Origin of the sequence: Marichromatium gracile (assembly GCF_004343155.1) — a bacterium.
Classification (GTDB): Bacteria; Pseudomonadota; Gammaproteobacteria; order Chromatiales; family Chromatiaceae; genus Marichromatium; species Marichromatium gracile.
Genome location: NZ_SMDC01000004.1, coordinates 41,162 through 66,408, shown reverse-complemented (window position 1 = coordinate 66,408; position 25,247 = coordinate 41,162). Strand labels below are relative to the sequence as shown.

The 25,247-nt window shown below is 71.2% G+C and carries 21 protein-coding genes; 12 read left to right on the top strand and 9 right to left on the bottom strand.

The annotated features are described in order from the left end of the window. Window positions 1–100 precede the first annotated feature (100 nt). Complete coding sequence (locus tag EDC29_RS07860) at window positions 101–1,984, bottom strand: tetratricopeptide repeat protein (RefSeq protein WP_132229279.1); 1,884 nt, start codon at window positions 1,982–1,984, stop codon at window positions 101–103. Window positions 1,985–2,361: 377 nt separating this feature from the next. Between EDC29_RS07860 and EDC29_RS07855 the strand changes: the two genes are divergently transcribed. Continuing rightward, the gene (locus tag EDC29_RS07855; RefSeq protein ID WP_062273843.1) at window positions 2,362–2,628 is read left to right on the top strand and encodes a hypothetical protein; all 267 of its coding nucleotides are present in this window, start codon (window positions 2,362–2,364) and stop codon (window positions 2,626–2,628) included. A gap of 8 nt (window positions 2,629–2,636) precedes the next feature. Here EDC29_RS07855 and EDC29_RS07850 read toward each other — a convergent pair whose 3' ends face one another. From EDC29_RS07850 to EDC29_RS07840, 3 genes are all read right to left on the bottom strand, one after another. Further along, window positions 2,637–3,479 (bottom strand): DUF3037 domain-containing protein, encoded by an 843-nt coding sequence (locus tag EDC29_RS07850; protein WP_123141499.1) that lies wholly within the window; start codon window positions 3,477–3,479, stop codon window positions 2,637–2,639. Next, window positions 3,469–4,197 carry a hypothetical protein gene (locus tag EDC29_RS07845; RefSeq protein WP_123141500.1) on the bottom strand — a complete coding sequence of 243 codons (729 nt, stop codon included), beginning with the start codon at window positions 4,195–4,197 and terminating at the stop codon, window positions 3,469–3,471. Before EDC29_RS07845 ends, EDC29_RS07850 begins: the two co-directional genes overlap by 11 nt. Before the next feature lie 452 nt (window positions 4,198–4,649). Then, a complete protein-coding gene (locus tag EDC29_RS07840; RefSeq protein ID WP_123141501.1) occupies window positions 4,650–4,877 on the bottom strand; it encodes a hypothetical protein in 228 nt (75 codons plus the stop codon). Window positions 4,878–5,225: 348 nt separating this feature from the next. Here EDC29_RS07840 and EDC29_RS07835 point away from each other — a divergent pair, with 348 nt between their 5' ends. The 6 genes from EDC29_RS07835 (at window position 5,226) to EDC29_RS07810 (ending at window position 13,886) form a co-directional block, all read left to right on the top strand. After that, on the top strand, window positions 5,226–6,494 hold the full coding sequence (locus EDC29_RS07835; protein ID WP_223806096.1) for an efflux RND transporter periplasmic adaptor subunit: 1,269 nt from the start codon (window positions 5,226–5,228) through the stop codon (window positions 6,492–6,494). 30 nt (window positions 6,495–6,524) lie between these two features. Beyond that, window positions 6,525–9,665, top strand: coding sequence for an efflux RND transporter permease subunit (locus tag EDC29_RS07830; protein ID WP_123142631.1), 3,141 nt, complete (start codon window positions 6,525–6,527; stop codon window positions 9,663–9,665). Between the two features lie 10 nt (window positions 9,666–9,675). Next, complete coding sequence (locus EDC29_RS07825) at window positions 9,676–9,945, top strand: hypothetical protein (RefSeq protein ID WP_223806097.1); 270 nt, start codon at window positions 9,676–9,678, stop codon at window positions 9,943–9,945. Between the two features lie 39 nt (window positions 9,946–9,984). Further along, complete coding sequence (locus tag EDC29_RS07820) at window positions 9,985–12,753, top strand: AMP-binding protein (protein ID WP_132229277.1); 2,769 nt, start codon at window positions 9,985–9,987, stop codon at window positions 12,751–12,753. A gap of 23 nt (window positions 12,754–12,776) precedes the next feature. Beyond that, window positions 12,777–13,433 (top strand): class I SAM-dependent methyltransferase, encoded by a 657-nt coding sequence (locus EDC29_RS07815; RefSeq protein ID WP_132229275.1) that lies wholly within the window; start codon window positions 12,777–12,779, stop codon window positions 13,431–13,433. A 123-nt stretch (window positions 13,434–13,556) separates the two neighbouring features. Continuing rightward, window positions 13,557–13,886, top strand: coding sequence for an SMR family transporter (locus tag EDC29_RS07810; protein WP_123141507.1), 330 nt, complete (start codon window positions 13,557–13,559; stop codon window positions 13,884–13,886). A 6-nt stretch (window positions 13,887–13,892) separates the two neighbouring features. Here EDC29_RS07810 and amrA read toward each other — a convergent pair whose 3' ends face one another. Both amrA and amrB read right to left on the bottom strand, forming a co-directional pair. Next, window positions 13,893–14,507: an AmmeMemoRadiSam system protein A gene (gene amrA / locus EDC29_RS07805; protein ID WP_338086187.1), complete on the bottom strand. Its 615-nt coding sequence runs from the start codon at window positions 14,505–14,507 to the stop codon at window positions 13,893–13,895. Further along, window positions 14,494–15,276: an AmmeMemoRadiSam system protein B gene (gene amrB / locus EDC29_RS07800; protein WP_123141509.1), complete on the bottom strand. Its 783-nt coding sequence runs from the start codon at window positions 15,274–15,276 to the stop codon at window positions 14,494–14,496. Before amrB ends, amrA begins: the two co-directional genes overlap by 14 nt. A gap of 234 nt (window positions 15,277–15,510) precedes the next feature. On the opposite strand from amrB, the gene EDC29_RS07795 reads away from it, so the two are divergent. Together EDC29_RS07795 and EDC29_RS07790 are read left to right on the top strand one after the other, a co-directional pair. After that, complete coding sequence (locus EDC29_RS07795) at window positions 15,511–17,463, top strand: transglycosylase SLT domain-containing protein (RefSeq protein WP_243695636.1); 1,953 nt, start codon at window positions 15,511–15,513, stop codon at window positions 17,461–17,463. Between the two features lie 228 nt (window positions 17,464–17,691). Next, window positions 17,692–18,234 carry a hypothetical protein gene (locus tag EDC29_RS07790; protein ID WP_132229271.1) on the top strand — a complete coding sequence of 181 codons (543 nt, stop codon included), beginning with the start codon at window positions 17,692–17,694 and terminating at the stop codon, window positions 18,232–18,234. Between the two features lie 7 nt (window positions 18,235–18,241). Here the strand turns inward: EDC29_RS07790 and EDC29_RS07785 are convergent, their stop codons facing one another. Then, complete coding sequence (locus tag EDC29_RS07785) at window positions 18,242–19,042, bottom strand: sulfite exporter TauE/SafE family protein (RefSeq protein WP_123141512.1); 801 nt, start codon at window positions 19,040–19,042, stop codon at window positions 18,242–18,244. A 58-nt stretch (window positions 19,043–19,100) separates the two neighbouring features. Next, window positions 19,101–20,258: a class I SAM-dependent methyltransferase gene (locus tag EDC29_RS07780; RefSeq protein WP_123141513.1), complete on the bottom strand. Its 1,158-nt coding sequence runs from the start codon at window positions 20,256–20,258 to the stop codon at window positions 19,101–19,103. 152 nt (window positions 20,259–20,410) lie between these two features. Between EDC29_RS07780 and EDC29_RS07775 the strand changes: the two genes are divergently transcribed. From EDC29_RS07775 to EDC29_RS07765, 3 genes are all read left to right on the top strand, one after another. Continuing rightward, a complete protein-coding gene (locus tag EDC29_RS07775; protein ID WP_123141514.1) occupies window positions 20,411–20,911 on the top strand; it encodes a C1orf50 family protein in 501 nt (166 codons plus the stop codon). Window positions 20,912–20,945: 34 nt separating this feature from the next. Continuing rightward, window positions 20,946–21,593 carry an SOUL family heme-binding protein gene (locus EDC29_RS07770; protein WP_132229269.1) on the top strand — a complete coding sequence of 216 codons (648 nt, stop codon included), beginning with the start codon at window positions 20,946–20,948 and terminating at the stop codon, window positions 21,591–21,593. Window positions 21,594–21,945: 352 nt separating this feature from the next. Continuing rightward, the gene (locus EDC29_RS07765; protein WP_132229267.1) at window positions 21,946–23,925 is read left to right on the top strand and encodes a methyl-accepting chemotaxis protein; all 1,980 of its coding nucleotides are present in this window, start codon (window positions 21,946–21,948) and stop codon (window positions 23,923–23,925) included. Here the strand turns inward: EDC29_RS07765 and EDC29_RS07760 are convergent. Beyond that, window positions 23,903–25,135: an NnrS family protein gene (locus EDC29_RS07760; protein ID WP_132229265.1), complete on the bottom strand. Its 1,233-nt coding sequence runs from the start codon at window positions 25,133–25,135 to the stop codon at window positions 23,903–23,905. The genes EDC29_RS07765 and EDC29_RS07760 overlap by 23 nt on opposite strands. Window positions 25,136–25,247 lie beyond the last annotated feature (112 nt).

Below are 25,247 nucleotides of genomic sequence, written 5' to 3'. Positions count from 1 at the left end.
GACCCGGCCGGGGGGGCAGACGCGATGGCGTGGGGGAGATCAAGCCATCGCGCCGTTTCGGCGATGATCGAGGGTTGTCCCCGGCACGGTCCAGAACACCTCAGCGCGTCTCGCTGGGGGCGGCGGAGACCTGCTGTCGGCGCTGTTCGCGCAGCCCGTCGAGCAGTGCTTGAGCCTTCTCGACTTGGGCGCGGGCACCGATCTCCTGGAACAGTGTCAGGCACTGCTGGAACATCGCCTCGGCCCGGTCGAGGTCGCCCCGGACTCGGTAGACGATGCCCAGGTTGCCGTACTGGCTGGCCATGCCCTCCTTGCGCCCGAGTGCTTCGTCGATGGCGAGGGCTTTCTTGTACATTGCCTCGGCTTGATCGAGGTCGCCCCGGGAGTGGTAGATGGAGCCCAGGTTGCCGTAGTCGCTGGCCATGCCCGCCTTGCGCCCGAGTGCTTCGTTGATGTCGAGGGTCTTCTTGAACATCGCCTCGGCTTGGTCGAGGTCGCCTCGGACTTGGTAGGCGATGCCCAGGTTGCCGTACTGGTTGGCCATGCCTGCCTTGCGCCCGAGTGCTTCTTCGATCGCGAGAGACTTCTTGTGCATCGCTTCGGCCTGATCGAGGTCGCCCCGGGTTTGGTAGACGAGGCCCAGGTTGCCGTACTGGCTGGCCATGCCCGCCTTGCGCCCGAGTGCTTCGTTGATGTCGAGGGCCTTCTTGTGCATCGCCTCGGCCTGATCGAGGTCGCCCCGGATTTGGTAGACGATGCCCAGGTTGCCGTAGTGCTTGGCCATGCCCGCCTTGCGCCCGAGTTCTCTGTCGATTTCGAGTCCCTTCTTATGCATCGCCTCGGCCTGATCGAGGTCGCCTCGGATTCGGTAGATGAGGCCCAGGTTGCCGTACTGGTTGGCCATGCCCTCCTTGTGTCCGAGAACTTCGTAGATGTCGAGGGCTTTCTTGTGCGTCACCTCGGCCTGACCGAGGTCGCCCCGGGTTTGGTAGACGATGCCCAGGTTGCCGTAGTCGCTGGCCATGCCCGCCTTGCGCCCGAGTGCTTCTTCGAGCGCGAGAGACTTCTTGTACATCGCCTCGGCCTGATCGAGGTCGCCCCGGGTTTGGTAGACGATGCCCAGGTTGCCGTAGGCCGCCGCCAATGCGACCTGGTCATTCGCTTGCCGGGCGAGTGACTCGACTTGCTGATAGGCGGCCTCGGCGTCATCGAGTTCGCCGATACGGTGGAGCAGATGACCGAGCTGGTTCCAGCTCGCCATGTCGGTCGGGTCGAGTGCGGTGGCGCGGCGGTAGGCGGCGAGTGCCTGCTGGGTGTCGTCGAGGAAGGCGATGGCGCCGAGGTGGCGGTAGGCGGCCGCGGCCACCTTGGCCTCGTGTTGTCGGGCGTGTTCGTGGCGCTCGGCGATCTCGCGCAGTTGCGCCTTGGCCGCGCCGGTCTCGCCTTCGGCGAGTTGGGCGAGTGCCTGTTCGAGCTGGGGCGGGGCGTCTGGGGCCTTGGCACGTTCGGCCAGAGCGCCGACGGCCTCGCGGGCCTGTTCCCGCCAACTGTCTCTCTCCGCGCGGAGGTCGTCGATCGTTTGCCGGTGGTCGGCTTCCCGTTGCGCGTAGCGGATCTCTAGTTGCGCGACGATGGCCTCGACGTCGGGGGCTGGCGTCGATTCTGCCTCGTGTATCTTCCAGACGAAGCCGAACACGACCACTAGGATCAAGAGGAAGAAGCCGTAGACCCAGGGGCGTCGTTCCGCCCTGACGAAATGCAGCGCCAGCCCGAGCACGAGTAGCGGCAGCGCAATGGTGAAGCCGTATTGCATGACGCGGTGGAGGAGTGCGCCACCGATTGGGATGGATAGCTGCGGGATGATGCCGCTGTCGAGCAGGGTATTGACCGACCAGAAGAACAGCAGCAGGCCGAACCCGACCAGCACCAGTGGGTGTTTGAGCAGCGGGGCGATGTCCCGAAATCCCTTGAGCAGGGCATCCATGACGTAACGGCTCCTGGTGGACTGACACGCAAGGATCTCAGCTTGCACCAGCCGGGGTAAAGCACCGGGCACCGCGATCCGCCATCCAAGGGGCGTCCCCTCATGCTCGGCCCGGACCGGCAGGCGGGCCTTCGGTGTCTTCGCATGGCCACTCAACCCATCCTACGATCTCACTCCCCCTTCGTGCCCTTTGGGTCTTTGCGGTTCAAATCATCTGCCAGCGATCAGCCGCCTGCCGCTTGGTCGCTGACGGCTGATCGCTGGAAGCCGATTGCATCCCCCTCCGGCGCCAGCGGTTAGAATGCCCCGCTCGGGTGTCGTTCGATGCCCATCGACGGTGGCGCACGGGACGGCGCGGTTGCTAACGAGGTAGAGGTATGAATGAGCTTTTCACCCGGCACGAGCTGGCCTGCATCCTGTTGCGGGTGCCGGAGACCGGGGATCTGTCGCTCGATCGCTTGATCGCGCAGTCGCGCGCGCTGGACCATCGCTCGCCGATGGAGATGGCGGTGGCGCTGGAGCAGTCGGTGCGGCGCGAGGGTGCGGTGCAGCAGGCGCGGCGCAAGGCGGCGATCGACGACGAGCTGGCCCATCTGCTGCGCGAGCAGCAGCGGGCGCGGGCCGAGGTCGGCGGGGCGGACTAGCGCCGCGCTCAGTAGGGCGGGGCCTTGATCTGGCCGGCGGCGTAGGCGATGCGGTCGAAGTAGGCGGCGCGCTCGTCGGCGTCGGCGTAGTTGTAGAGCTGCTGGGCGTAGTCCGAGAGCAGGTCGATGCTCGGCTGCACCGCCTCGAGGATCTCGTCGGTGGCCGCCTGGTAGACGACCAGCGGCACGGTCTCGCCCTTGAGCTTGCGCGCGGCGGCGTCGAGGGTCAGCGCCTTGAGCGCCGAGGCCTTGAACTTGGCCCCGCGCAGGGTGCTCGGCGAGCCGCTGAAGTCGATCGTCTCGGTGACGATCCAGCGCTCCTTGCGCAGCGCGAAGTCGACATAGAGGTTGCCGTGGCCCTCGATCGGGTACTTGGGCACCACCATGCCGCGGTCGATGTCGTCCTCCTGCTTGGCGAGCAGCTGCAGCACCTCGAACTGCTGGCGGATGACGGTCTCGAGCCGGGTGACGGGCTCGACGCGCTTGTGCTTGAGCGGCGGCTTGACCAGGTCGGAGAGGATCGACTGCACCTGCTGCTCGTAGTCCTGGCCCTGTTCGAGATGGAACTCGCCGAGCGCCGAGAGACGGATGCTGCCGAGGTTGGCGAGCACCTGGTGCTGCTGCTCGGGGCGCTCGATGCCCTCGATCAGGGCAGAGAAGTAGGGCGGGTAGTCGCGCAGCATCTGCTCGTCGAACCTGGGGTCGAGCGCGCGCACCTTGTGCAGCGAGGGCAGCAGGCGCACGTCGAGTCCCGCGGGGCGGAACACCACCACGCCGATGTTGACGGTCTCGCCGCGGCGGGTGTCGGGGACGACGCGGATGACGGCGTACTTGAGACGTTCAGAAGGCATGATCGATCACCGTGGCGACCTGCTCGAGCCGGGCGATGCGCTGGTTGCGCCACCAGTCGTCGAGCTTGACCGCGATGCCGTGCGGCAGCCAGTGCGGCGGCAGGTCGCGACAGCAGCGTTCGAGGGTATCGTTGGGGAGTGAGTAGAGCCGGCCGGTGACGCGCAGCGCGGCGTCGCGATCGAAGCCGTGCAGGCGCATCAGCGCGTGCGCCACCACCAGGGTGTTGCAGGTCGGCGAGAGCATCGGTACCGGCCAGCCGGCCATCAGCAGGGCGCGGCTGAAGTCGGTGGCGACCACCGCGGCGACGCTGTGGTTGGGGTCGCGCCGCACCAGGAAGTTGCCGAGATGGCGGTTCTGGTTGCCGACGAAGAGGTCGAAGGCGAGGATCGCCGAGAGCACCTGGCTCGACACCCCGCCCTTGGTCATCAGCAACACCCGCGCCTCCTGGGTGGCGAGGGTGCCGCCCTCCCAGGGCGAGGCGAAGGCCATGGTGCCGTCGGGCAGTTGCGCGATCTCGCCGCCGAGCACCGGCAGGTCGCAGGCCAGCGCCAGGCGGGTGCAGATCAGCTCGGTGGCGGGGAGCAGCGCGGCGTCGCTGCTGCGCTTGATGGCGTAGGTCAGGCCGTCGATGCCGACGCCGATCGCGCGCAGGTCGTTCTCGCCCAGATCGACGGGGTCGAGACGCACGATTTCCAAGGGCCACAGGCGTCCCTGCATGAGGGGGCTCACTCCTTGCGGGCCAGGGGGTCCGCAATCTGGTTCAGTAGTTCGAGATCGGCCGCGCCCGACCGCCCGCCGTCGAGCACCGTCGCACTGCGCACGGACGCGGCGCGCGCCCGGTGGTGCCTGGGCGGCGCGTCGGCGGTGGACGACGACGGGGAGGGCGGCGTGGTCGCTGCGGGGCCTGCCGGCTCTTCGCCGCTCGGCAGTGATGCGCCACCTAAGGGCTAGCGCCCGGGCGGTGTCGGCACGGGCCGCGAGGTCATCTGCCGCGATGTGCCGCCGCGTGCGACCGGCTCGCGCCGGGTCGGCGACTGCGCGCAGCGCCGCTGGCCAAGCCGGTTGCGCCAACGCATCCGTACAAGCCTACAACCGAAGTTGTCGGACGGCAAACACCGCCGCGCCGGGGCGCCGCCGCCGGGTGTCCGCGGTCGGTCTCGACGTCGCGCTCAGTCGAGCGCCTGGGCGGCCTTGAGATGGCTCTCGCAGCCCTCGCGCTTGAGCGCGTCGGTGCCGGCCTTGTCGACACAGCGTTGATACTCATCGATCAGTCGCAGGCGTTCCTTGGCGACGGTCTCCTGCGCCTTGTAGGCGCGTTTCTGGGCCCGCGCGGCGCCACCGCAGGCAGTGGTCGAGAGCGCGAACAGGGCGACGAGCAGCAGGGTCAGCAGGCGCATGGTCTCGGTGGTCTGGGCAGGTTGGATTTTGGGTCGCGTCAGTCTAGCAAAACCGCCCCGATCTTGTGGGTTGCATGGGGCGAGTGGTTAGCGCTCTCGGCGCTGCCGAGACGGGCTGAGCGCGTTCGTCCGAGCCCGGCGCATGCCGTCATGAGGCTAAGCGGTTGTTTTCATAAGGGCGCGATGTGCGATCGCGTCATGCGCGAAAATAAGGTTATTGCGTTGCTGCGGTGGCGGGCTAACCTTGTCCCCAGTGAGTGTGCGACTTCCCCGGTCCGGTCTGGCTCGGTCGGTTGCACCCGGCGCCTTGCCCGGCGCCCCCATGCCACCTCGCGCGGAGGATGTTCCATGGTTTCGATGCCGCGCGGCGCCGTGCCGCTCCGGTCTGCCCGTCGCTCGGGGGCGGTGTTGTCGTTGTGTTCGCTGCTGATCCTTGGCTGTGTCCCCGGCGGTGATGCGCCGCCCGCCGCCGAGCCGCCCTCGGTCGGGGTGATCGCCGTCACCGAGGAGCGGGTCAATCCCTATTTCGAGTTCGTCGGCAAGACCCGCGCGGCCGATACCGTGGCGCTGCGCGCGCGGGTGACCGGCTTCCTGCTCGAGCGCGCCTTCCAGGAGGGCGGCCAGGTCGAGACCGATGATCTGCTCTTTCGCATCGAGCCCGAGCAGTATCAGGCGAGTCTTGCCCAGGCCGAGGCGCAACTGAGTGCCGCCGAGGCCTCGCTCAACCGCGCCCAGGTCGATCTCGCGCGCTATCAGGAGCTGGCCAAGGCCAAGAACGTCAGCCAGCAGAAGGTCGACGAGGCCCAAGCCGAGGTGTTGGTGCAGGAGGCGGCGGTCGAGACCGCCCAGGCCGACATCCAGAAGGCCCAGCTCAACGTCGACTACACCGAGATCCGCGCGCCGATCGCCGGGCGCATCGACCTGGCCGCCTTCGATGTCGGCAACCTGGTCGAACCCGCCTCCGGGGTGCTGGCCACCATCAACCGCATGGACCCGATCAAGGTCGCCTTCTCGATCGCCGAGACCTGGTACCTGGAGCTGGCGCAGGCCGGGGCGCGGGCACGTCAGGGACAGGACCCGGATGAGCTGGCCGCCCCCGGCAAGCAGCATTTCGTGCCGCAGATCCGCCTGCCCGACGGCTCGCTCTATCCCCACGACGGCTGGTTCGACTTCTTCGACAACAAGGTCGACGAGACCACCGGCACGGTGCTGATCCGCGCCCAGTTCCCCAACCCCGACCAGCTGCTGCTGCCCGGGCAGTTCGTCACCGTGGTGATCGAACGGCGCGAGGCGGTCTCGGCGGTGGTGGTGCCGCAGGCGGCGCTGCTCACCGACCAGGGCGGCAGTTATGTGCTGGTGGTCGGCGACGACGACAAGGTCGAGCGCCGCCGGGTCAAGACCGGGCAGCGCTTCGGTACCCGTCAGGTGATCGAGGAGGGGCTCGAGTCCGGCGAGCGCATCGTGCTCTACGGCATCCAGAAGGTGCGCCCGGGTATCCAGGTGCGCCCGGAGACCACCACGCCGCCCGGCGACCCGCTCGCCGCGACCGGGCCGGGTTCGAGCGGCGAGAACGGTGGCGGCGATGGCGACGACGCCGCGCCCGCCGCGCGCGACTGAGCCCATGGGCGAACCGACCGGAGCATTGCGATGACGCTGTCCAAGTTCTTCATCAACCGGCCGAAGTTCGCCTTCGTCATCTCCATCGTGATCTCGCTGGCCGGGGTGCTGGCGCTGCTCGGGCTGCCGGTGGCGCAGTTCCCCGAGATCACCCCGCCGACGGTGAGCGTCAGCACCCAGTACGCCGGGGCCAGCGCCGAGGTCGTCGAGGAGACGGTTGCCGCCCCCATCGAGCAGGAGGTCAACGGCATCGAGGGCATGATCTACATGTCCTCGAAGTCCGACAACGACGGGCGCTACAGCCTCACCGTCACCTTCGAGATCGGCACCGACGCCGACATGGCTCAGGTCAAGGTGCAGAACCGCGTCGCCCAGGCCGAGCCCAAGCTGCCCGAGGAGGTGCGCCGCCAGGGGGTGAAGACCGAGAAGCAGTCGACCAACATGCTGCTGATCGTCAACCTCTACTCGCCCGATCTGAGCCTCGACGCGCTCTATCTCAACAACTACGCCACCATCAACATCAAGGACGCGCTCGGGCGCGTCAACGGGGTCGGCAAGGCCGAGATCCTTGGGGTGATGGATTACGGCATGCGCTTCTGGCTCAAGCCCGATCGCATGACCGCGCTGGGGGTGAGCGTCGCCGATCTCCAGAACGCGGTGGCGACACAGAACGTGCAGGTGCCGGCCGGTCAGATCGGCGCGCCGCCGGCGCCGGTCGATCAGCAGTTCCAGTACACGGTGACCACCAAGGGGCGGCTGACCGAGCCCGAGGAGTTCGCCGACATCATCATCCGCATGAATCCCGACGGCTCGGCGATCCGCGTCGGCGACGTCGCCCGGGTGGAGCTCGGCGCCCAGGCCTATTCCGCCTCGGGGCGGCTCGACGGGCGCCCCTCGGTGGTGCTCGCCGTCTACCAGACCCCGGACGCCAACGCCCTGGCCACCGCCGCGGCGGTGCGCGCGCAGCTTGCCGAACTCGCCGAGCGCTTCCCCGATGGCATGGAGCAGGCCATCCTCTACGACACCACCAACTTCATCTCGGCCTCGATCGACGAGGTCAAGGTGACGCTCTATCAGGCCGTCGGCCTGGTGGTGCTGGTGGTGTTCCTGTTCCTCGGCGACTGGCGCACCACGCTGATCCCCGGCATCGCCATCCCGGTGTCGCTGATCGGTACCTTCGCGGTGCTCGCGGTGCTCGGCTTCACCCTCAACACCATCGTGCTGTTCGCGCTGATCCTGGCCATCGGCATCGTCGTCGATGATGCCATCATCGTGGTCGAGAACGTGCAGCGGCTGATGGCCGAGGAGGGGCTCGACCAGAAGGCGGCGACGGCCAAGGCGATGGATCAGGTCGGCGGCGCGGTGATCGCCACCACCCTGGTGCTGCTCGCGGTGTTCGTGCCGGTCGGCTTCATGCCCGGGATCACCGGCCAGCTCTACCAGCAGTTCGCGGTGACCATCGCGGTGGCGGTGTCGATCTCCTCGATCAACGCCCTGACCCTGAGCCCGGCGCTGTGCTCGGTGCTGCTGCGCCCGGGGCGCAAGCCGCTGCGCTGGCTCAACTGGTTCGAGCGGCTGTTCGGCCGGCTCACCGCGGGCTATACCGCCGCGGTGAAGATGACGGTGCGCCGCGCCGCGCTGATCTCGTTGCTCTATGTCGGGCTGATCGCCGCCACCGGCTGGCTGTTCACCCACCTGCCCAGCGGCTTCCTGCCCGAAGAGGATCAGGGCTACTTCTTCATCGAGGTGCAGCTCCCCGACGCCGCCTCGCTCACCCGTACCGAGACCGTGCTCGGGCGTGTCGAGCAGCAACTGCTGGAGATCCCCGGGGTGACCAACGTCATCTCGGTGTCCGGCTACTCGATGCTCAACGGCGCCTTCGGTTCCAACAGCGCACTGGTGATCCCGGTGCTCGCGCCCTGGGACGAGCGCCAGGACACCGGGCTGCGCCTGCCGGCGATCGTCGCCGCCGCCCAGGGCGTGGCCGCGCGCACCATCGACGCCAACGTCATCCCCTTCGTGCCGCCGGCGATCCCCGGCCTTGGCAACTCCGGCGGCTTCTCCTTCGTGCTCCAGGACTACAGCGGCGGCGACCTGCAGGCGTTCGCCGCGGCGATGCGCGGCTTCATCGTCGCAGCCAACAGCCAGCCCGAGATCGGCAGCGCCTTCAGTACCTTCCGCGCCGACGTGCCGATGCTCTTCCTCCAGGTCAATCGCGACAAGGTCGAGACCCTGCAGGTGCCGCTCAACGAGCTGTTCGCCACCCTCCAGGCCCAGCTCGGCTCGGTCTACATCAACGACTTCAACAAGTTCGGCCGCACCTGGCGGGTGATGGCCCAGGCCGAAGGGGAGTTCCGCGACACCCCGAGCGACATCCTCCGTCTGTTCGTGCGCAGCAGCGACGGCGAGATGGTGCCGGTGGCCACCCTGGCCGAGGTCGAGACCATCACCGGGCCGCAGATCATGGCCCGCTACAACCTCTTCCGCTCGGCCGATATCTCCGGCGCGGCCGCCCCCGGCTACAGCTCGGGGCAGGCGATCGCGGCGATGGAGCGCACCGCCGACGAGACCCTGCCGAGCGGCTTCGGCTACGAGTGGACGAGCATGTCCTACCAGGAGATCGAGGCCGCCGGGCAGGCGCCGCTGATCTTCGGTCTGGCGCTGCTGTTCGTCTATCTCTTCCTCGTCGCCCAGTACGAGAGCTGGTCGATCCCGCTGGCGGTGCTGCTGGCGGTGCCGGTGGCGGTGTTCGGCGCCCTCGCCACGGTCGGCGCCGCCGGGCTCGACGTCAACCTCTACACCCAGATCGGGCTGGTGATGCTGATCGGGCTGGCGGCGAAGAACGCCATCCTCATCGTCGAGTTCGCCAAGGAGCAGCGCGAGGTCGAGGGGCTGTCGATCTACGATGCCGCGGTCAAGGCCGCGCGGCTGCGCTTTCGCGCGGTGATGATGACCGCGCTCTCCTTCCTCCTCGGCATCCTCCCGCTGGTGTTCGCCTCGGGGGCCGGGGCCGGCTCGCGGGTGGCGCTGGGCACGGCGGTGTTCGGCGGCATGCTCGCCGCCACCGTGGTCGGTATCCTGCTGATCCCGGTGACCTATTTCGTCATGCAGTCCCTGCGCGAGTGGCTCAAGGGCGCCGGTTGGCGCCGCCGCGCCGATGCCACCCGATAGCCCCACGGCGATGCGCGCGCTGATCGCGCGCATCCGCCGCGAGCTGCCGCTCGACGACCCCGCAGCCCGGGTCTGTCACGGCGCCTGCGCCGGTGGCTGCGCGCCCAAGCTGCTGGAGTTCATCGAGCAACAGCTCGACGACTGGGAGTGGCGCCTGGCCGCCGGTGCCCGCCCGGGGCTTGCCGAGCTCTCGGCGCTCGCGCGCAGCGCCCGCCGGGTGCACGCGGTGCTGGTGCGCGAGGGACTGCTGGCGGCGCCCGCCGAGCCCATCCACGACTGATGCCGGGCGCCGCGCGCGGCGCCAGGAGCGAAAAGCCTCATGTCCGACCCCGCCGACCCGCTGCTGGCGCTGGTGCGCGCCTTCGCCCGCGATTCGCGCCTGGCCATCGCCCCCGAGACCATCGGGCCCGACACCCGGCTCGAGACCGACCTCGGGCTCGACAGCCTCAGCCGCGCCGAGCTCAACGCCCGCATCGAGCAGGGACTCGGGATCGAGCTGCCCGAGCGCGCGCTGCTCGCCGCCACCGTCGCCGAACTGCAGGCGCTGGCGCGCGCGCGCGGCGCGGTGGGGCCGGGGCCGACCCTGCGCTTGGTGCCCGACCCCGACGCCCACGCCGGCACCCCGGCGGAGGCCGAAACCCTGCTCGAGGTGCTCGACTGGCACTGCGCGCGTCAGGGCGAGCGGGTGCACATCCACTGGTACGACGCCGAGGACCGCGTCCACCCGATCCGCTATCGCGAGCTTGCCGAGGGCGCGGCACGGGTGGCCAACCGGCTGCGCGGCGCCGGGGTGCGTCCTGGTGAGACGGTGGCGCTGATGCTGCCGAGCGGGCCGGATTACTTCTTCAGCTTCTTCGGCGTGCTGCGCGCCGGTGCCGTGCCGGTGCCGATCTACCCGCCGGCGCGTCCCCAGCTCATCGAGGATCATCTGCGCCGGCATGCCCGCATCCTCGCCAACGCCGGCTGCGTGGCGATGCTCACCGAGGGCGCGGCGGCGCGGGTCGCGGCGGTGCTGCGGCTGCAGCTGCCGGCGCTCGGCGCGGTGCTCACCCTCGACGGACTCGAGCGCGAGCCGAGCGTGATCGAGGCGCCGGCGGCGACGGCCGACGACCTCGCCTTCCTGCAATACACCTCGGGCAGCACCGGCGCGCCCAAGGGGGTGATGCTCAGCCACGCCGAGCTGCTCGCCAACATCCGCGCCATGGGTGAGGCGGTGGCGATCACCCCCGAGGACCGCTTCGTCAGCTGGCTGCCGCTCTATCACGACATGGGGCTGATCGGCGCCTGGCTCGGCAGCCTCTATTTCGCCATCCCGCTGGTCTCGCTCTCGCCGCTGGCCTTTCTCGCCCGGCCCCGGCGCTGGCTGCAGGCGATCGCCGATCATCGCGCCACCCTCTCGGCGGCGCCCAACTTCGCCTACGAGCTCTGTCTCAGTCGCATCGGCGAGCAGCAGCTCGCCGGGCTCGACCTCGGCAGCTGGCGCCGCGCCTTCAACGGCGCCGAGCCGGTGAGCGCCGAGACCCTGGAGCGCTTCGCCGCGCGCTTCGCCCGCTGCGGGCTGCGCACCGAGACGCTCGCCCCGGTCTATGGGCTGGCCGAGGCGGCGGTGGGGCTGTGCTTCCCGCCGCCGACCCGGGGGCCGAGGATCGACTGCATCGATCGCGAGCGCCTCGCCGAGAGCGGCTATGCGCTGCGCGTCGACTGTGACGACCCCGGCGCGCAGCGCGTGGTCGGCTGCGGTCGGCCGCTGCCGGGGTATCGGCTGCGGGTGGTCGACGCTCGGCGCGTGCCCTTGCCCGAGCGTCACGAGGGGCTGGTGCAGTTCCAGGGGCCCTCGGCGACCCGGGGCTATTACCGCAACCCCGAGGCGAGCGCCGAGCTGATTCATGACGGCTGGCACGAGACCGGCGATCGCGGCTATCTCGCCGACGGCGAGATCCATCTCACCGGCCGGGTCAAGGATCTGATCATCCGCGGCGGGCGCAACCTCTACCCCTACGAGCTGGAGCAGGCCATCGGCGCCCTGCGCGGGGTGCGCCAGGGCTGCGTGGTGGCCTTCGCCGCGCGCGATTCGGGGCAGGGCAGCGAGCGCCTGGTGGTGGTCGCCGAGACCAAGGAGCGCGACCCCGGGCGGCGCGCGCTGCTGCGCCAGCGCATCCTCGCGCGCGCCGGCGAGGTGCTCGGCGCGCCGCCGGACGAGATCGTGCTCGCGCCGCCGCGAGCGGTGCTCAAGACCTCCAGCGGCAAGCTGCGGCGCGGCGACACCCGCGCGCGCTATCTCGCCGGGCGCATCCAGACGACGCCGGCCTCGCCCTGGTGGCAGCTCGCGCGGGTCACCCTCGCCGGGCTGCGGGTGCGCATGCTGGCCGACCTCGGCACGCTGCCGCAGCGGCTCTACGCCGTCCATGTCTGGCTGATGCTGGCGCTGATCGCGCCGCCGTGCTGGCTGGCGGTGGCGCTGCTGCCGGGGCGGGGGCTGCGCTGGGCGGTGGCGCGGCGTGCCGCCGGGTTGCTGCGCCGGCTCGTCGGCGTGCGCCTGGAGGTCGCGGGGCGCGAGCGGCTGCCCCCGCCGGGCGCGCCCTGGGTGCTGGTGGCCAACCACCAGAGCTATGTCGATGCCCTGGTGCTGGCCGAGGCGATCGGCCGTCCGTTGTGCTTCGTCGCCAAACGCGAGCTGGGACGCAACCGGCTCGCCGCCTACTTCCTGCGGCGGCTCGACTGCGTGCTGGTCGATCGCTTCGATGTCCGCGCCGGCGGCGCGGCGCTCGCCGAGCTGCACGCGCGGCTCGCCGCCGGGTGTCCGCTGGCGCTCTTTCCCGAGGCGACCTTCCGCGTCCGCCCCGGCCTGCTGCCCTTCCGCATGGGCGCCTTCGCGCTGGCCGCCGAGACGGCGGCGCCGCTGGTGCCGGTGGCGCTCGACGGCACCCGCGAGCTGCTCGCCGGCGCCCGCCTTTTCTCACCGCGGCGCGGGCGGGTGAGGGTGTATATTGGGCCGCCGCTGGTCCCCGCGGGCGCCGGTTGGGGCGCCGCGGTGGCGTTGCGCGAGCAGGCGCGACAGTGGATCGAGACGCGGGTGGCGGGCGGTTGAACGACTTCGAGCGTGGAGGGGTGATGCAGAGAGATACCGACCGACGGATGCTCGAGCAGATCGAACAGCAGGCCGATCTCGCGACTGCGCGGGTACTGGAGATCGGTTGCGGCAGTGGCCGGGTCAGCGCGCGCCTGGCCGCGCGTGCCGGTGCGCTGGTGGCGCTCGATCCGGTACAGTCGGCGCTGCATGCGGCGCGCGCGCGCCTGCCCGCTCAGGCGCTGGTGGCGGCGAGCGGCGAGCGCCTGCCGTTCGCCCCGGCGCGCTTCGATCTGGTGGTCTTCACCCTGTCGCTGCACCATCATCGCGATCCCGCGCGGGCGCTCGCCGAGGCGTCGCGGGTGCTGGCCCCGGGCGGGCGGGTGCTGGTGATCGAGCCCGACGAGAGCGGGCGGCTCGAGCGGGTGTTCGCCCAACTCGTCGACGAGGGTGCCGAGGTCGCCGCGGCGCAGCGCGCGGTGGCGCGCTGTCCGTTGCGCCTCGCCTACGACGCCGGGTTCAGTGGCTGCTGGCGCTTCGAGGATCGCAGCGAGCTGATCGGCTCGGTGTTCGATCATTATGCGCTGCCCGAGGACCCGACGGCGGTGGCGCGCATCGATGCGCTGCTCGGCCCCGATGGCACCGCGCGCCCGATCCTGCTCGAAGACCGCATGCGGCTGCAGACGCTGCTGCCGGGCTGAGCGCGCGCTCGCACGGGCATGCTCTCCGGGGTCCTCGACCGGACCCCGATCCATTGAACCGATTGCTCGACCGGGCCGCCGCACGGCGGGGCCGGCGCGGCACTGTGATTCTTGAGTCTACGTATGGGTTATGTGTATCTCGGGCTGGCGATCATCGCCGAGGTGATCGCGACCTCGGCGCTGAAGTTCTCCGACGGCTTCACCCGGCTGGTGCCGAGTCTGGTGGTGGTGATCGGCTATGCCGCCGCCTTCTACTGTCTGGCGCTGGTGCTGCGTACCATCCCCATCGGTGTCGCCTATGCGATCTGGGCGGGGATGGGGATCGTGCTGATCGCGGTGATCGGCGCCCTGGTGTTCGGTCAGGTCCCGGACTGGCCGGCGATCCTCGGCATGGGGCTGATCCTCGCCGGGGTACTGGTGATCAACCTGTTCTCGCGCACCGCCGGGCACTGAGACGGGCTAGGACGGTGGGGCCGGGGTCTCGCGCAGTGCTGCGACGGTGGCACCGAAGTGCTCGGTGGTGTAGCGCTCCAGACGCAGCTCGGGCGGCCAGTCATCGGCGCCGAGCCCGGCCTTGAGACGCAGCGCGGCGAGGAAGGCGGCGGGCTCGGGCAGTTGCGCCCAGACCGCGGGCAGGAAGGTCGCGCGGCGCCGTCCCGCGCGCAGCACCACGCCGTCGACACCGGGGCGCAGCGCGGCGCGGCACCCGGCCTCGTCGGTGCAGTCGATCGCGACCGGCGGGGAGAGCACCGAGATCTCCAGGTGCAGCCCGTCCAGCTCGGCGCCGTCCAGCGGCGCGAAGCGCGGGTCGGCGAAGGCGGCGGCGTGGGCGTTGGCGGCGACATCACGCACCAGCGCCCGTCGCGGTTCGAGGCTGCCGACACAGCCGCGCAGCGCACCGGCGTGCTCGAGGGTGACGAAGCAGGCGCCCTCGGCGCGCAGCGGCGGCGGGTAGCGCGCGGGGTCGGGGTCGAGCCGCGCGCCGCCCGCGAGCCCGTGGTCGATGGCCTGCAGCGCCACGCGCAGCAGCAGGGCGCGGGCCGCGGCGTCGAGTGCGCGTTCAGTGGAAGGCATAGGCGCCATAGCCGACGACCTGTTGCGGGGTCCCCGAGACCGCGCCCGAGTCGCCGAGCGCCAGGGTGTGCGCGGCCAGCCCGTGGCGTCGGGCGAGCGCCAGCAGGCCGCGCAGCGGATAGCAGCCGCAGGCGTGATCCGGGGTGATGGCCGCGGCGTCGAGCCGCTCGATCGCCGTCGAGGTGGCGCGATCGAGTGCCTGGGCCTCGGCGCGCAGCTGGTAGTGGCTGAGATCGGAGCTGACCACGATCAGCGTCTCCGCGCCGCCCCACAGCGCCTCGAGCAGGGCGACGAGTTCGGCCGTCGGGGTCTCGCCGACGACCAGCGGGACCAGCGAGAAGTCATCGAGCGCGCGCTGCAGGAAGGGCAGCTGGACCTCCAGGCTGTGCTCCTCGGCATGCGCGGCCTCGAGGGTGTGCACCCAGTCGAAGGCCAGCGCCTGGGCGATGGCGACCTGATCGAGCACGACCTCACCGAGCGGGGTGGCGAAGGCCGTCGCCGCGCTGGTGGCGATGCCGCGCACCGCCACCCGGTGCGCCGGGCCGAGCAGCACCACCCGGCGGATGCGCGCGCGCGCCTCGCCGAGCGCCGCATAGGCGTGTCCGGCGATCGCGCCGCTGTAGCGATAGCCGGCGTGGGGGACGACGATCGCCTTGGGCGTCGGGCCGGTGGCGGCGACGGCGAGATAGCCGTCGATCTCGGCGCCGAGCGCCTCGGGGCTGGCCGGGTAGAAGCGCCCGGCAACGGCGGGTGGTCGAGTCTGTGGCATGTCGGTTTCTCCCGATCGGGACCCATCGACGCTGCTGGTCGGGCTTGGTTATGCTAGCGACTCCGGGCGCCGTCGCCCGGGACCATGCCCGTTGACTGATGCGCTGGCGCGGGAGTCCGTTACCGTGCGAATCGATCGTGATGCGCGACCGCATCCCCTGTTCCATTATCGTCGTTGTCGGCGAGAGGGCAACGCCCGCGCCGTCGCGCCCTCCCGGATGCGCGGGTGAGCGTGGTGGCGCCGTTTGCCCGTCGCTGGCCTCGTCGTCTCTGGCGCGCGCCCTTGCTGGTGCTGATGCTGGCGGTGGGCGCGGCGCAGGCGCGTGGTCTCGACACGCTCCAGGCACGCGCCGATTTCCTCGCCGCCGAGCGCGCGCTCGAGCAGGGCGATGGCGAGACCTTCGCCCGGCTCGAACGGGCGTTGCGCGACTATCCGCTCCATCCCTATCTGCGCTTCGCCGAGCTCACCGCCGACCTCGACAACACGCCGGACGCGGCCATCGAGCGTTTCCTCGCCGTCGAGCCCGAGAGCCAGCTCGCCTGGCGGTTGCGCCGCGCCTATCTCGAACGCCTCGCCGCGGCCGGGCGCTGGGCCGATTACCGCAGGCTCTATCGGCCCGAGGAGGATGTCGAGCGGCGCTGTCTCTATCTGCGCGCGCTGATCGAGACCGGCGCGAGCGCGCGCGCACTCGCCGAGGTCGAGCCGCTGTGGCGCAGCGGGCGTTCTCAGCCGGATGCCTGCGACCCGGTGTTCGATGCCTGGCGCGCCGCCGGGGGACTGACCCCGGAGCGGGTGTGGGCGCGCATCCGGCTCGCGCTCGAGGCCGGCCAGGACGGACTCGCGCGTCATCTCGGCGCCGATCTGCCGGCGCGCGAGCGCCCCTGGCTCGAACGCTGGCTGGCGCTGCGCGCCGCCCCCGAGCGGCTGCCTGACACCGGCGCCGCGCTGCCCCCGCAGCCGCTGCGCGCGGTGATCCTCGCCGACGTGCTGACACGGCTTGCCGCGCGCGATGCCGAGCGCGCGCGTACTGCCTTCGCGCGGTGGCGCGCGGCGCTCGACCTCGACGCCGAGGCCGCCGACCGGGTCCGCGCCGCGCTCGGCGAGGCGCTGGTGGAGCGCGGCGATGCCGCCGGCGGGTTCGCCCTGTGGGACGGGCTGCACGCCCTGCCCGAGACGCTCGATGCGCAGGAGCGACGGCTGCGCGCGGCGCTCGCGCGAGGCGAGTGGGACTGGGTGGCGCGCTGGGTCGAGCGCATGCCCGAGGGCGAGGTCAAGACCGATCGCTGGCTCTACTGGCAGGCCCGCGCCGAGGCCGAGCTGGGGCACCCGGAGGCGGCGCGGGCGCTGTTCGCGCGCGCCGCCCGCGCGCGCAGCCTGTGGGGTTTCATGGCCGCCGACCGACTCGACCTGCCCTATCGCATGCACCACCGGGTGACCCCGGCCGAGCCCGCGCGCATCGCCCGCCTCACCGCGCTGGCGCCGGTGCGGCGGATGCGCGAACTCGACGCCCTCGGGCGCGACACCGAGATGCGCCGCGAGTGGCGCGCGCTGACCCGCGACCTCGACCGCGCCGACCTGCTCGCCGCGGCCTATGTCGCCGATGTCTTCGGCTGGCACGATCAGGCGATCCGCACCCTGGCGCGCACCGATTACTGGGACGATCTGGCGCTGCGCTTCCCGCTCGCCCATCGCGCCGAGGTCGAGGCCGCCGCGCGCGCCCAGGGGCTCGCCCCGGCGTGGGTGTTCGCGGTGATCCGCCAGGAGAGCGTGTTCGCGCGCACGCTCGCCTCGCACGCCGGCGCCGTCGGGCTGATGCAGCTGTTGCCGAGCACCGCGCGCGACATGGCCGAAGCGCTCGGCACGCCGCTCGAGTCGCGCTGGGCGCTGCTCGACCCGGGGCGCAACATCGGTCTCGGCAGCGCCTATCTGGCGCGGATGCAGGGGCGTTTCGAGCATGTCGCCCTGGCCACCGCCGCCTACAACGCCGGCCCCGCGCGGGTCGCGCGGTGGCGCCCGACGCGCGCGCTCGCCACCGACCGCTGGATCGCCACCATCCCCTTCGTCGAGACCCGCGGCTATGTCGAGCGGGTGCTCACCTACCGCGCCATCTACGCCGCCCGACTCGACAGCGACCGCCCCCGGGTCCGCGACTGGCTGGCGCCCCGGGTCGCACCGGCGGGGGAGTGAGGCGGGGCGTCAGCGACCAGCCGCCAGCCGTCAGCCGTCAGCTACCAGCGGGCGCTCTTCCCCCACCGTCGCCGCAAGACATCGGCCTCTGCCGTCGTCAGTGCGCCAACCCTCCCCACTGGCGGCTGACGGCTGGTGGCTGACGGCTGGTGGCTGGACAGCCCGCCGCGCCGGTCCCGTCTGCTACACTAGCGCGCCTTCCGTGGTCACCGTTGTCGTTCCCTGTCCATGTCCATGCTGTCCCTCCGTCGTTCCTCGTGGGTCTGCGCGCTGTGCGCGTCGTTGGCCGTCGCGCCGCTGGCGCTGGCCTCGGGGGGGATCTCGCGCGAGGCGATGGCCGATGCCATGGCGCAGATGATGGAGGCGATGGGGTTGTTCGCGCCGCAGCGCGGCGGCTGGTCGGGGCAGGCCGGGGTGCCGGGCTGGCCCTCGGCCTTCGATACCTTGGGGATGCCCGGCGCCGGAGGCATGGAGCGGTTTGCGCGCTCGCTCGGGGAGGCGGCCGGGGTGACCTCGCTCGATGGCGAGTGGGAGGGCAGCGACGGCAGTCTGTTGATCGTGCAGGGCGATCGTTACCGGCTCTACTCGGCCCACGGCGGCTATATCGACGGCGAGCTGCGCATCGCCGAGCGCTGGCTGGAGCTGACCAACCCGCGCGCCCAGTTCGATCATCGCTTCGAGTTCGCGCTCGACCGTGGCCGGCTGGCGCTGCGCGACGCCAGCGGCCAGATCTTTCTCTACCGTCGTCTGGTGCTCGGCGCCGAGCGCTGAGCGGGACTCAGCCGCCGAGCGCGAGCCGGGTGGCGATCAACAGCAGCAGCGCGCCGAACAGCCGCTTGAGCAGCGCCACCGGCAGCGTGTGGGCGAGCCGCGCACCGAGCGGGGCGCTGGGGATGCTCGCCAGCAGGATGGCGAGCACCGCCGGCCAGTAGACGAAGCCGGTGCTGCCGACCGGCAGGCCCTCGCGTCCCCAGCCCACCACCACGAAGCCGATCATCCCGGCGATGGCGATCGGCAGTCCGCAGGCGGCCGAGGTGCCGACGGCCTGGCGCATCTCCACCCCGTGGGCGCCGAGAAAGGGCACGGTGAGGGTGCCGCCGCCGATCCCGACCAGCGCCGAGAGCCCGCCGATGCCGCCGCCGGCGCCGAGCATGCCGCGCCAGCCCGGCAGCGGGCGATCGCCCGCCGGGGCGCGTGCGCGCAGCACCATGCGCAGCCCCATCACCGCGAGGAAGACGGCGAACAGCCGCCGCAGCCAGACCTCGGGCAGCACCCCGGCGAGCGCCGCGCCGATCCAGGCGCCGAGCACGATCCCCGGGGCCAGACGCGCGACCAGCTCCCAGCGCACCCCGCCGCGACCGTGGTGGGCGAGGGTGGAGGCGATCCCGGTGCCGATGATGGTCGCCAGCGAGGTGCCGACGGCCAGGTGCGCAAGCCAGGGGCCGCCGAGGTCGAACAGCGGGAAGAGCAGCATCAGCGCGGGGACGATCACCGCCCCGCCGCCGACCCCGAAGAGCCCGGCGAGCAGGCCGGAGCAGAGACCGAGGGCGATCAGCGCGATGACTTCGACGAGCGGCATGGTGCGGGTCCTGTGACGGCGACAAAGCCGCCATCATAGCCCGCCGTGGCCGCACCGGTCAGAGTCGATCGCCGAGATCGCGCTCGCCGAAGCCGCGCCACGGACCGTCGAGTCCGCGCGTCAGCCCGATCACCTTGAAGCGCTCGCCCATGGCGTCGGGCAGCAATAATTGCTTGGCCTGCTGGGCGAGATCGAGCGGGTCGGGGGCGGCGGCGAGCAGGGTGTCGATGCCGCAACCGATGAGAAAATGCGCCTGGGTGGTGAACCCGGCCAGCCCGAAGCCGGCGCGCGTCGCGGCCTCGGCCACGGCGCTGAAGTCGACATGGGCGGTGATGTCCTGCAGCCCGGGGTGACGGTAGGGGTCGTCATGGGCGCGATGGCGGTGGTGACACATCAGCGTGCCCATGTCGCGCTCGGGGTGGTAGTAGAGCGGACGCGGATAGCCGTAGTCGGCGAGCAGCACCAGGGCGTGTTCGAGTGCGCCGTCGAGCGCGGCGAACCAGGGACCGAGCCGGAGGTTGATCTCGGAGCCGTAGCCGGGGGCGCGGGCCAGCCCCGCCGCCTGCAGCGCCTCGACCGCCTCGACCAGCCCCGGCGAGCGCGCCGCGGCCTGGACCTCGCGGAACTGCCCGTCCTCGCCGGTGACGAAGACCTCGAGCACCTCGCCCGCGGCGCCGATGGCGAAGCGGTGCACCGGCATGGCATCGAGCACCTCGTTGCCGATGACCACCCCGTTGAACCCCTCGGGCAGCCGCTCGAGCCAGTGACAGCGCGCGGCCAGCGGCGCGGGCAGGGTGGCGAGGCGCTCGCGCTGGGCGGCCTGCAGGTCGGGGCTGGGCTCGAGGATGAGATAGCGTTCGGGCAGCCGGTCGAGCGCGGCGAGTTGTGTGATGACCTGGGCGGCGAGCGCGCCGCTGCCGGCGCCGAACTCCAGCACGTCGCCGCCGCCGAGCCGCGCCAGCGCCTCGGCGCACTGCGCGGCAAGGCACTGGCCGAACAGCGGCGAGTACTCGGGGGCGGTGATGAAGTCGCCGCCGCGGCCGAACTTGGGCGCGCCGGCGACATAGTAGCCGAGCCCGGGGGCGTAGAGCGCCAGCTCCATGAAGCGGTCGAAGGGCAGCAGGGCGTCGGCGCTGGCGGCGATCTCCGCGTCGATGCGCGCGCTGAGCGCGGTGCTGATGCGTTGGGCGTGGCGGGTCTCTTCAGGGGCGTGCATGGTATGGCCGGCTCGAAGCGATGGGGCTGGATTGGTGGGTAGAATACCCGGCATCGACCCTCGATGTGCACCACCGGGCCTCGGATGTGGCTGGAGTTCTTCGTCCGCCAGCGCCATCTGTTGCCGGTGAGATCAGTGATTCAGGAGATTGCATGAGCGACGACCACAAGCCGGTGCTGCACACCGGAGACGAGCGCAGCGCCCCCTATCCGGTCAGCCGGCTGGCCCCGGCCTTCGATACCCGCGAGCTCACCGCCGAGGTCGAGCGGGCCGAGGCGATGCTCGGTGCCCGCACCGGGGCCAAGCTGCGCGTCATTGCCGATCAGATCAAGCTGCTCCAGCAGGAGGCGCGCAAGGTGCTGGCCGACGCCCAGGTCGAGCAGGCGCTCAACCAGGCCCAGTGCGCCTTCAAGCGTATCCCCGGCAAGACCTATCACCTCTATCGTCGCGCCGATGGTCGCACCTTCTTCTCGATGCTCTCGCCGGAGGACTGGGGCGGCGCGGTGCCGCACGCGTTCGTCGGCTCCTACCGGCTCGAGACCGACTATTCCTGGACCCCCGCCGAGCAGCTCGGTGCGGACGACGACACCGGCGAGCTGGTCAGCCAGTTGTTGCGCATCGGCGGGCTGGGTCCCGAGTCCGGCGAGCGTTGAATCCCCCCTGTTTCCGACCCCGGAGGTTTGATCAATGAAGTTCGTGCTGATCCTGATCGGCGCCATGGCCGTGCTCGGCGTGGTCGCCATGGCGGTGTTCGTGTTCGTGGTGCAGAACGTCGAGACCCCGGATTACCGGGTGGTCGAGCGCGACGAGACGATCGAGATCCGTGACTACCCGGCGCTGATCGTCGCCGAGGTGCGCCGCGACGGCGACCGGCGCGCGGCGCTGAGCGCGGGTTTCGGGCCGCTGGCCGGCTATATCTTCGCCAAGGAGCGCGAGGGCGAGTCGGTGTCGATGACCGCCCCGGTGACCCAGACGCCCGCCGACGAGCCGATCGCGATGACGGTTCCGGTCACCCAGACCCCGACCGACGCGGCGGGTCAGTGGGCGGTGCGCTTCATCATGCCGGCGCGCTACGACCTCGACAGCCTGCCGGCACCGGCGGGCGAGACGGTGCGGCTGCGCGCGCTGGAGCCGCGTCGCGTGGCCGCGATCCGCTTCTCCGGACGCGCCACCGATGCGTTGATCGCCGAGCAGGAGTCGAGGCTGCGCGCCTGGCTCGAGACGCGCGGCCTCGCCGTCGCCGGCGCGCCGACCTATGCCTACTACAACGACCCCCTCACCCCGGGTTTCCTGCGTCGCAACGAGGTCATGCTGGAGCTGGCCGCGACCGACTAGGCCCGACTGACCTCGCCCGCGCTGTCCGTGCGGCGCCGTCCGCACGGACAGACGCGCGATGGATTGACTTTTCGTGTCCTTTTCGTGTGGTTCGCCGCGCCGCCCAGGCGCGGGGCCGAGACCGTCGTCCCGCCTTTGCCCCCCCCCTTGATCAATGATCGGGAGGGCGAAGGTCAGTCGTCCGCCGCCGTCCGGCACGACCTTGTGACTGCGAGCATCCGTACACAGATAGGTCTCACCGAGTCGCGTGCCAGGCCCCTCCCGCCGATGATGAATTGGCCGCCGTCTCCGCCTCCGGGGGCACTGGTGTGGCGCGCGCGCCTGCCTCATCAGTCAAGGGATGAATCGCTCCATGTTCAAGCATCTGAGCCTGAAGGTCGCGCTCGCCGTCATCCTCGCCATCGCGCTGTTGTCGTTGCTGTCGCTCTCCGGGCTGGTGATCTCGCGTCAGTTCGATCAGGTGGCGCAGGCCCGGCACAACCGTCATCTCGTCGACGTCGCCTATGCGGTGGAGGCGGTCGCCCATAACCTCGCCGTCGAGCGTGGACTCTCGGCCGGCTATATCGGCTCGGGCGACGCCGCGCTGCACCAGAAGATCCTCGCCCAGCGCGAGCGTGCCGACGCGGCGCTCGCCCGGGTCGAGGCGCTGATCGACCCCGCGCGGCTCGGCTACGGCGATCTGGTCGATGGCCTGCGCCGGCTGGTGGAGCTTGCCGCCGGGCGCTCGCGTATCCGCACCCAGGTCGACGCGCGCAGCGGCGCCGAGGCCTTCGGCTTCTACTCCGATATCAACGCCAACGCCCTCGATCTCTTCGTCAAGTGCATCGGTCATATCGGTGACGATCTGGCCCGTCGCCAGCTGTTGATGTCCTGGCACCTCGCCTGGGTCAAGGAGAAGCTCGGCCAGCTCCGCGGCAAGGTCAACGGCGTGCTCTCGGCCGGCGAGATCACCCCGGCCGCGCAGCAGGCGCTGCGCTTCTATGTCGCCGATCTGCGCCGCGCGGTGGGGCAGTTCAGCACGGAGACCGCCCCTGGGTTGCAGCGCCAGTTCAACGTCGTGGTGAACTCGGAGACCGCGCGGATGATGGATCGGGTGCAGAATCGCCTGCTCGCCGAGTCGGGCACGCTCACCGGCGAGTACCCGTCACCCGCCGACTGGTTTGCTGCGGCAACGCGCTATATCGGCGAGGTCAAGGCGCTGATGGACGCGGTCAGGACAGGCATCCTCGCCGCCATGGAGCAGCGCCAGTCGCGGGCGCAGCTGACCGTGGCGGTCTCCTTCGTCGTCTTCGGGGTGCTGCTGGCGCTGGTCGCGCTGGTCTCGGTGGCGGTGGCGCGCAAGCTCACCGGCAAGATCGATCGTGTCAGACAGGCGCTCGATCGCATCACCTCGACCGGCGATCTGTCGCTGCGTCTGGCCGACGACTCGCGCGACGAGCTGGGGCTGATCCTGCGCGCGGTCGATCGCATGGTGGCCAACCTGCGCGAGGTGGTCGAGCAGCTGGTGGTCAGCGACCGTTCCACCAGCGCGAGCATCCACAAGGTCGAGAGCGTCTCCGACCAGGTGGTGGCCCAGGTGGCCAGTGCCGATGGCGCGGTGCATGGCATCTCCGGGGTGACGCAGTCGCTCAATGAGACCTCCGGGCGGATCACCGAGGCCGCCGAGGGCGCGCTCGACAGCACGGTGCGGTTCACCGAGCTGTCGCGGGAGGCGCGAGAGATGACCCAGGGCACCCAGCAGGCGATCGAGGCGCTGGCGGGGATGAACGAGCGCGCCTTCGGTTCGACGGCGAGCCTCAACGACAAGAGCCAGTCGATCGCGCGGATTCTCGACAGCGTCAACGCCATCTCCGAGCAGACCAACCTGCTCGCGCTCAACGCCGCGATCGAGGCCGCGCGCGCCGGCGAGAGCGGGCGCGGTTTCGCGGTGGTCGCCGACGAGGTGCGGCAACTGGCCATCCGCAGCCAGACCGCCACCGGTGAAATCGGCGGGGTGCTCGCCGCGATCAGGAGCGAGGCCGAGGCGCTGCGCCAGATCATGGAAGAGATCCGCGACACCAGCCAGCGCACCTCGGAGCGCAGCGCGCGCTCGCTCGGCAACATCGACAACCTTCATGCCCAGATCGAGGGCATCCGCGAGCAGATCGAGCTGGTCGCCGAGGCCGCGCAGCGTCAGCACGCCGCCGCCGAGGAGATCGCCGCCGAGGTCGCGACGGTCAAGGGCGAGTCGGGCGAGATCGCCAGCGCCATGGCCGATCTGCGCTCGCTGATCGCCGATCTGGAGTCCTCTCACGGCGCGATGACGCGGATCATGCAGAAGTTCCGGGTGTGAGGGGTGCGCGCGCGCCGGCCGATGGCTGCCTCGGGGCGTCCTTCGCGCCGGCGCGACAGCCGATGAGACCATCGGCCCGCGGTCTGACCAGCATCGGCGCGTAGACCCACAGAAAGAGCGCGAAGGCGCCGATCCAGCACGCGCCGCCGACGACCAGCCAGAGCCTGTAGCCCTCCGGCAGTACCACCGGCCCCAGCCCGCGCGCGAGCGCCGCGAGGTTGATCAGCGCGAAGGCGACGCGCGTCGTCCGCCCGGCGCGCATCGGCCGACCACTGTGCCCGAGCGTGACCCGCGCCATCATCCCCAGCGTCACCACCCCGATCGCGCCGACGGTCAGCGCGTGCAGCGCGCCGCGCGGGGCGAGTGCGCCGAGCGCCGAGAGTCCGTCGAGCACCAGCCCCAGCGCCAGCCACAGCAGCCCGACATAGAGCACCGCGAGCATCGGCGTGCGCCAGAGGCGTCGGTCGTGCCAGCCGGCGAGACGCACCAGCAGCGCGCCGCCGAGGGCGATGGCCAGGGCACCTGCGAGCACGCCGAGCGGCGCGATCAGGTCGGTCAGCGCCAGGGCGAGGCCGAGCGCCGGGAGCGCGCGCTCGAGCGCGGGCCAGGTGCGCGGTCGCGCCCCGGCGAGCCCGCGCTCGATGAAGAAGGGCATCACCCGCGCGGAGATCAGCACCAGCAGGATCACCACCAGATCGAGCATCAGCCGGTGACCGCGCGTCTCGCCCCCGGCGAGCCAGCCCAGCGCGCCGAGGTGCGCCATCGCCCCGGCCAGGGACATCGCCGCGAGCAGCGCCATGAAGGCACGGTTGGCGCGGTTGGGCCCGTGCCACAGCGCGTCGCGCAGCGCCACAGCGAGCGCCGGCAGGAAGGCCAGATCGAGCGCGGCGGCGAGCAGCGGCGGCCCGCCCAGCCAGGGCGCGACCCGTCCGGCGAGCCAGAGCGCGAGCAGCGCGGCGAGCGTGGTCCCGGTGGGGGTGGCGACCCCGGTCCAGTTGCGCGCGGCGGTGAGCAGGAAGCCGGCCATCACCGCAGCGAAATAGCCGAAGAGCATCTCGTGGGCGTGCCAGCCGACCCCGCTGAGGTGGTGCGGCCAGGGCCAGTACCCGTGGAGCATCGCCAGCCAGAGCACGATGTCGGCGATCGCCGCGAGGGTGGCGGCGAGGAAGAAGGGGCGGAAGCCCTGTCCGAGGACGGCGGGTGTGGGCATGGGGGATCTCGATCGCTGGATGAGCCGCCGCGCGGCGGCGGTTGTCGGCTGGGCGCGGCGCGGGACCGCAGGCAGCGTCGATCAGGCTAGCGAGGACGGCGCGGCGGCGGCC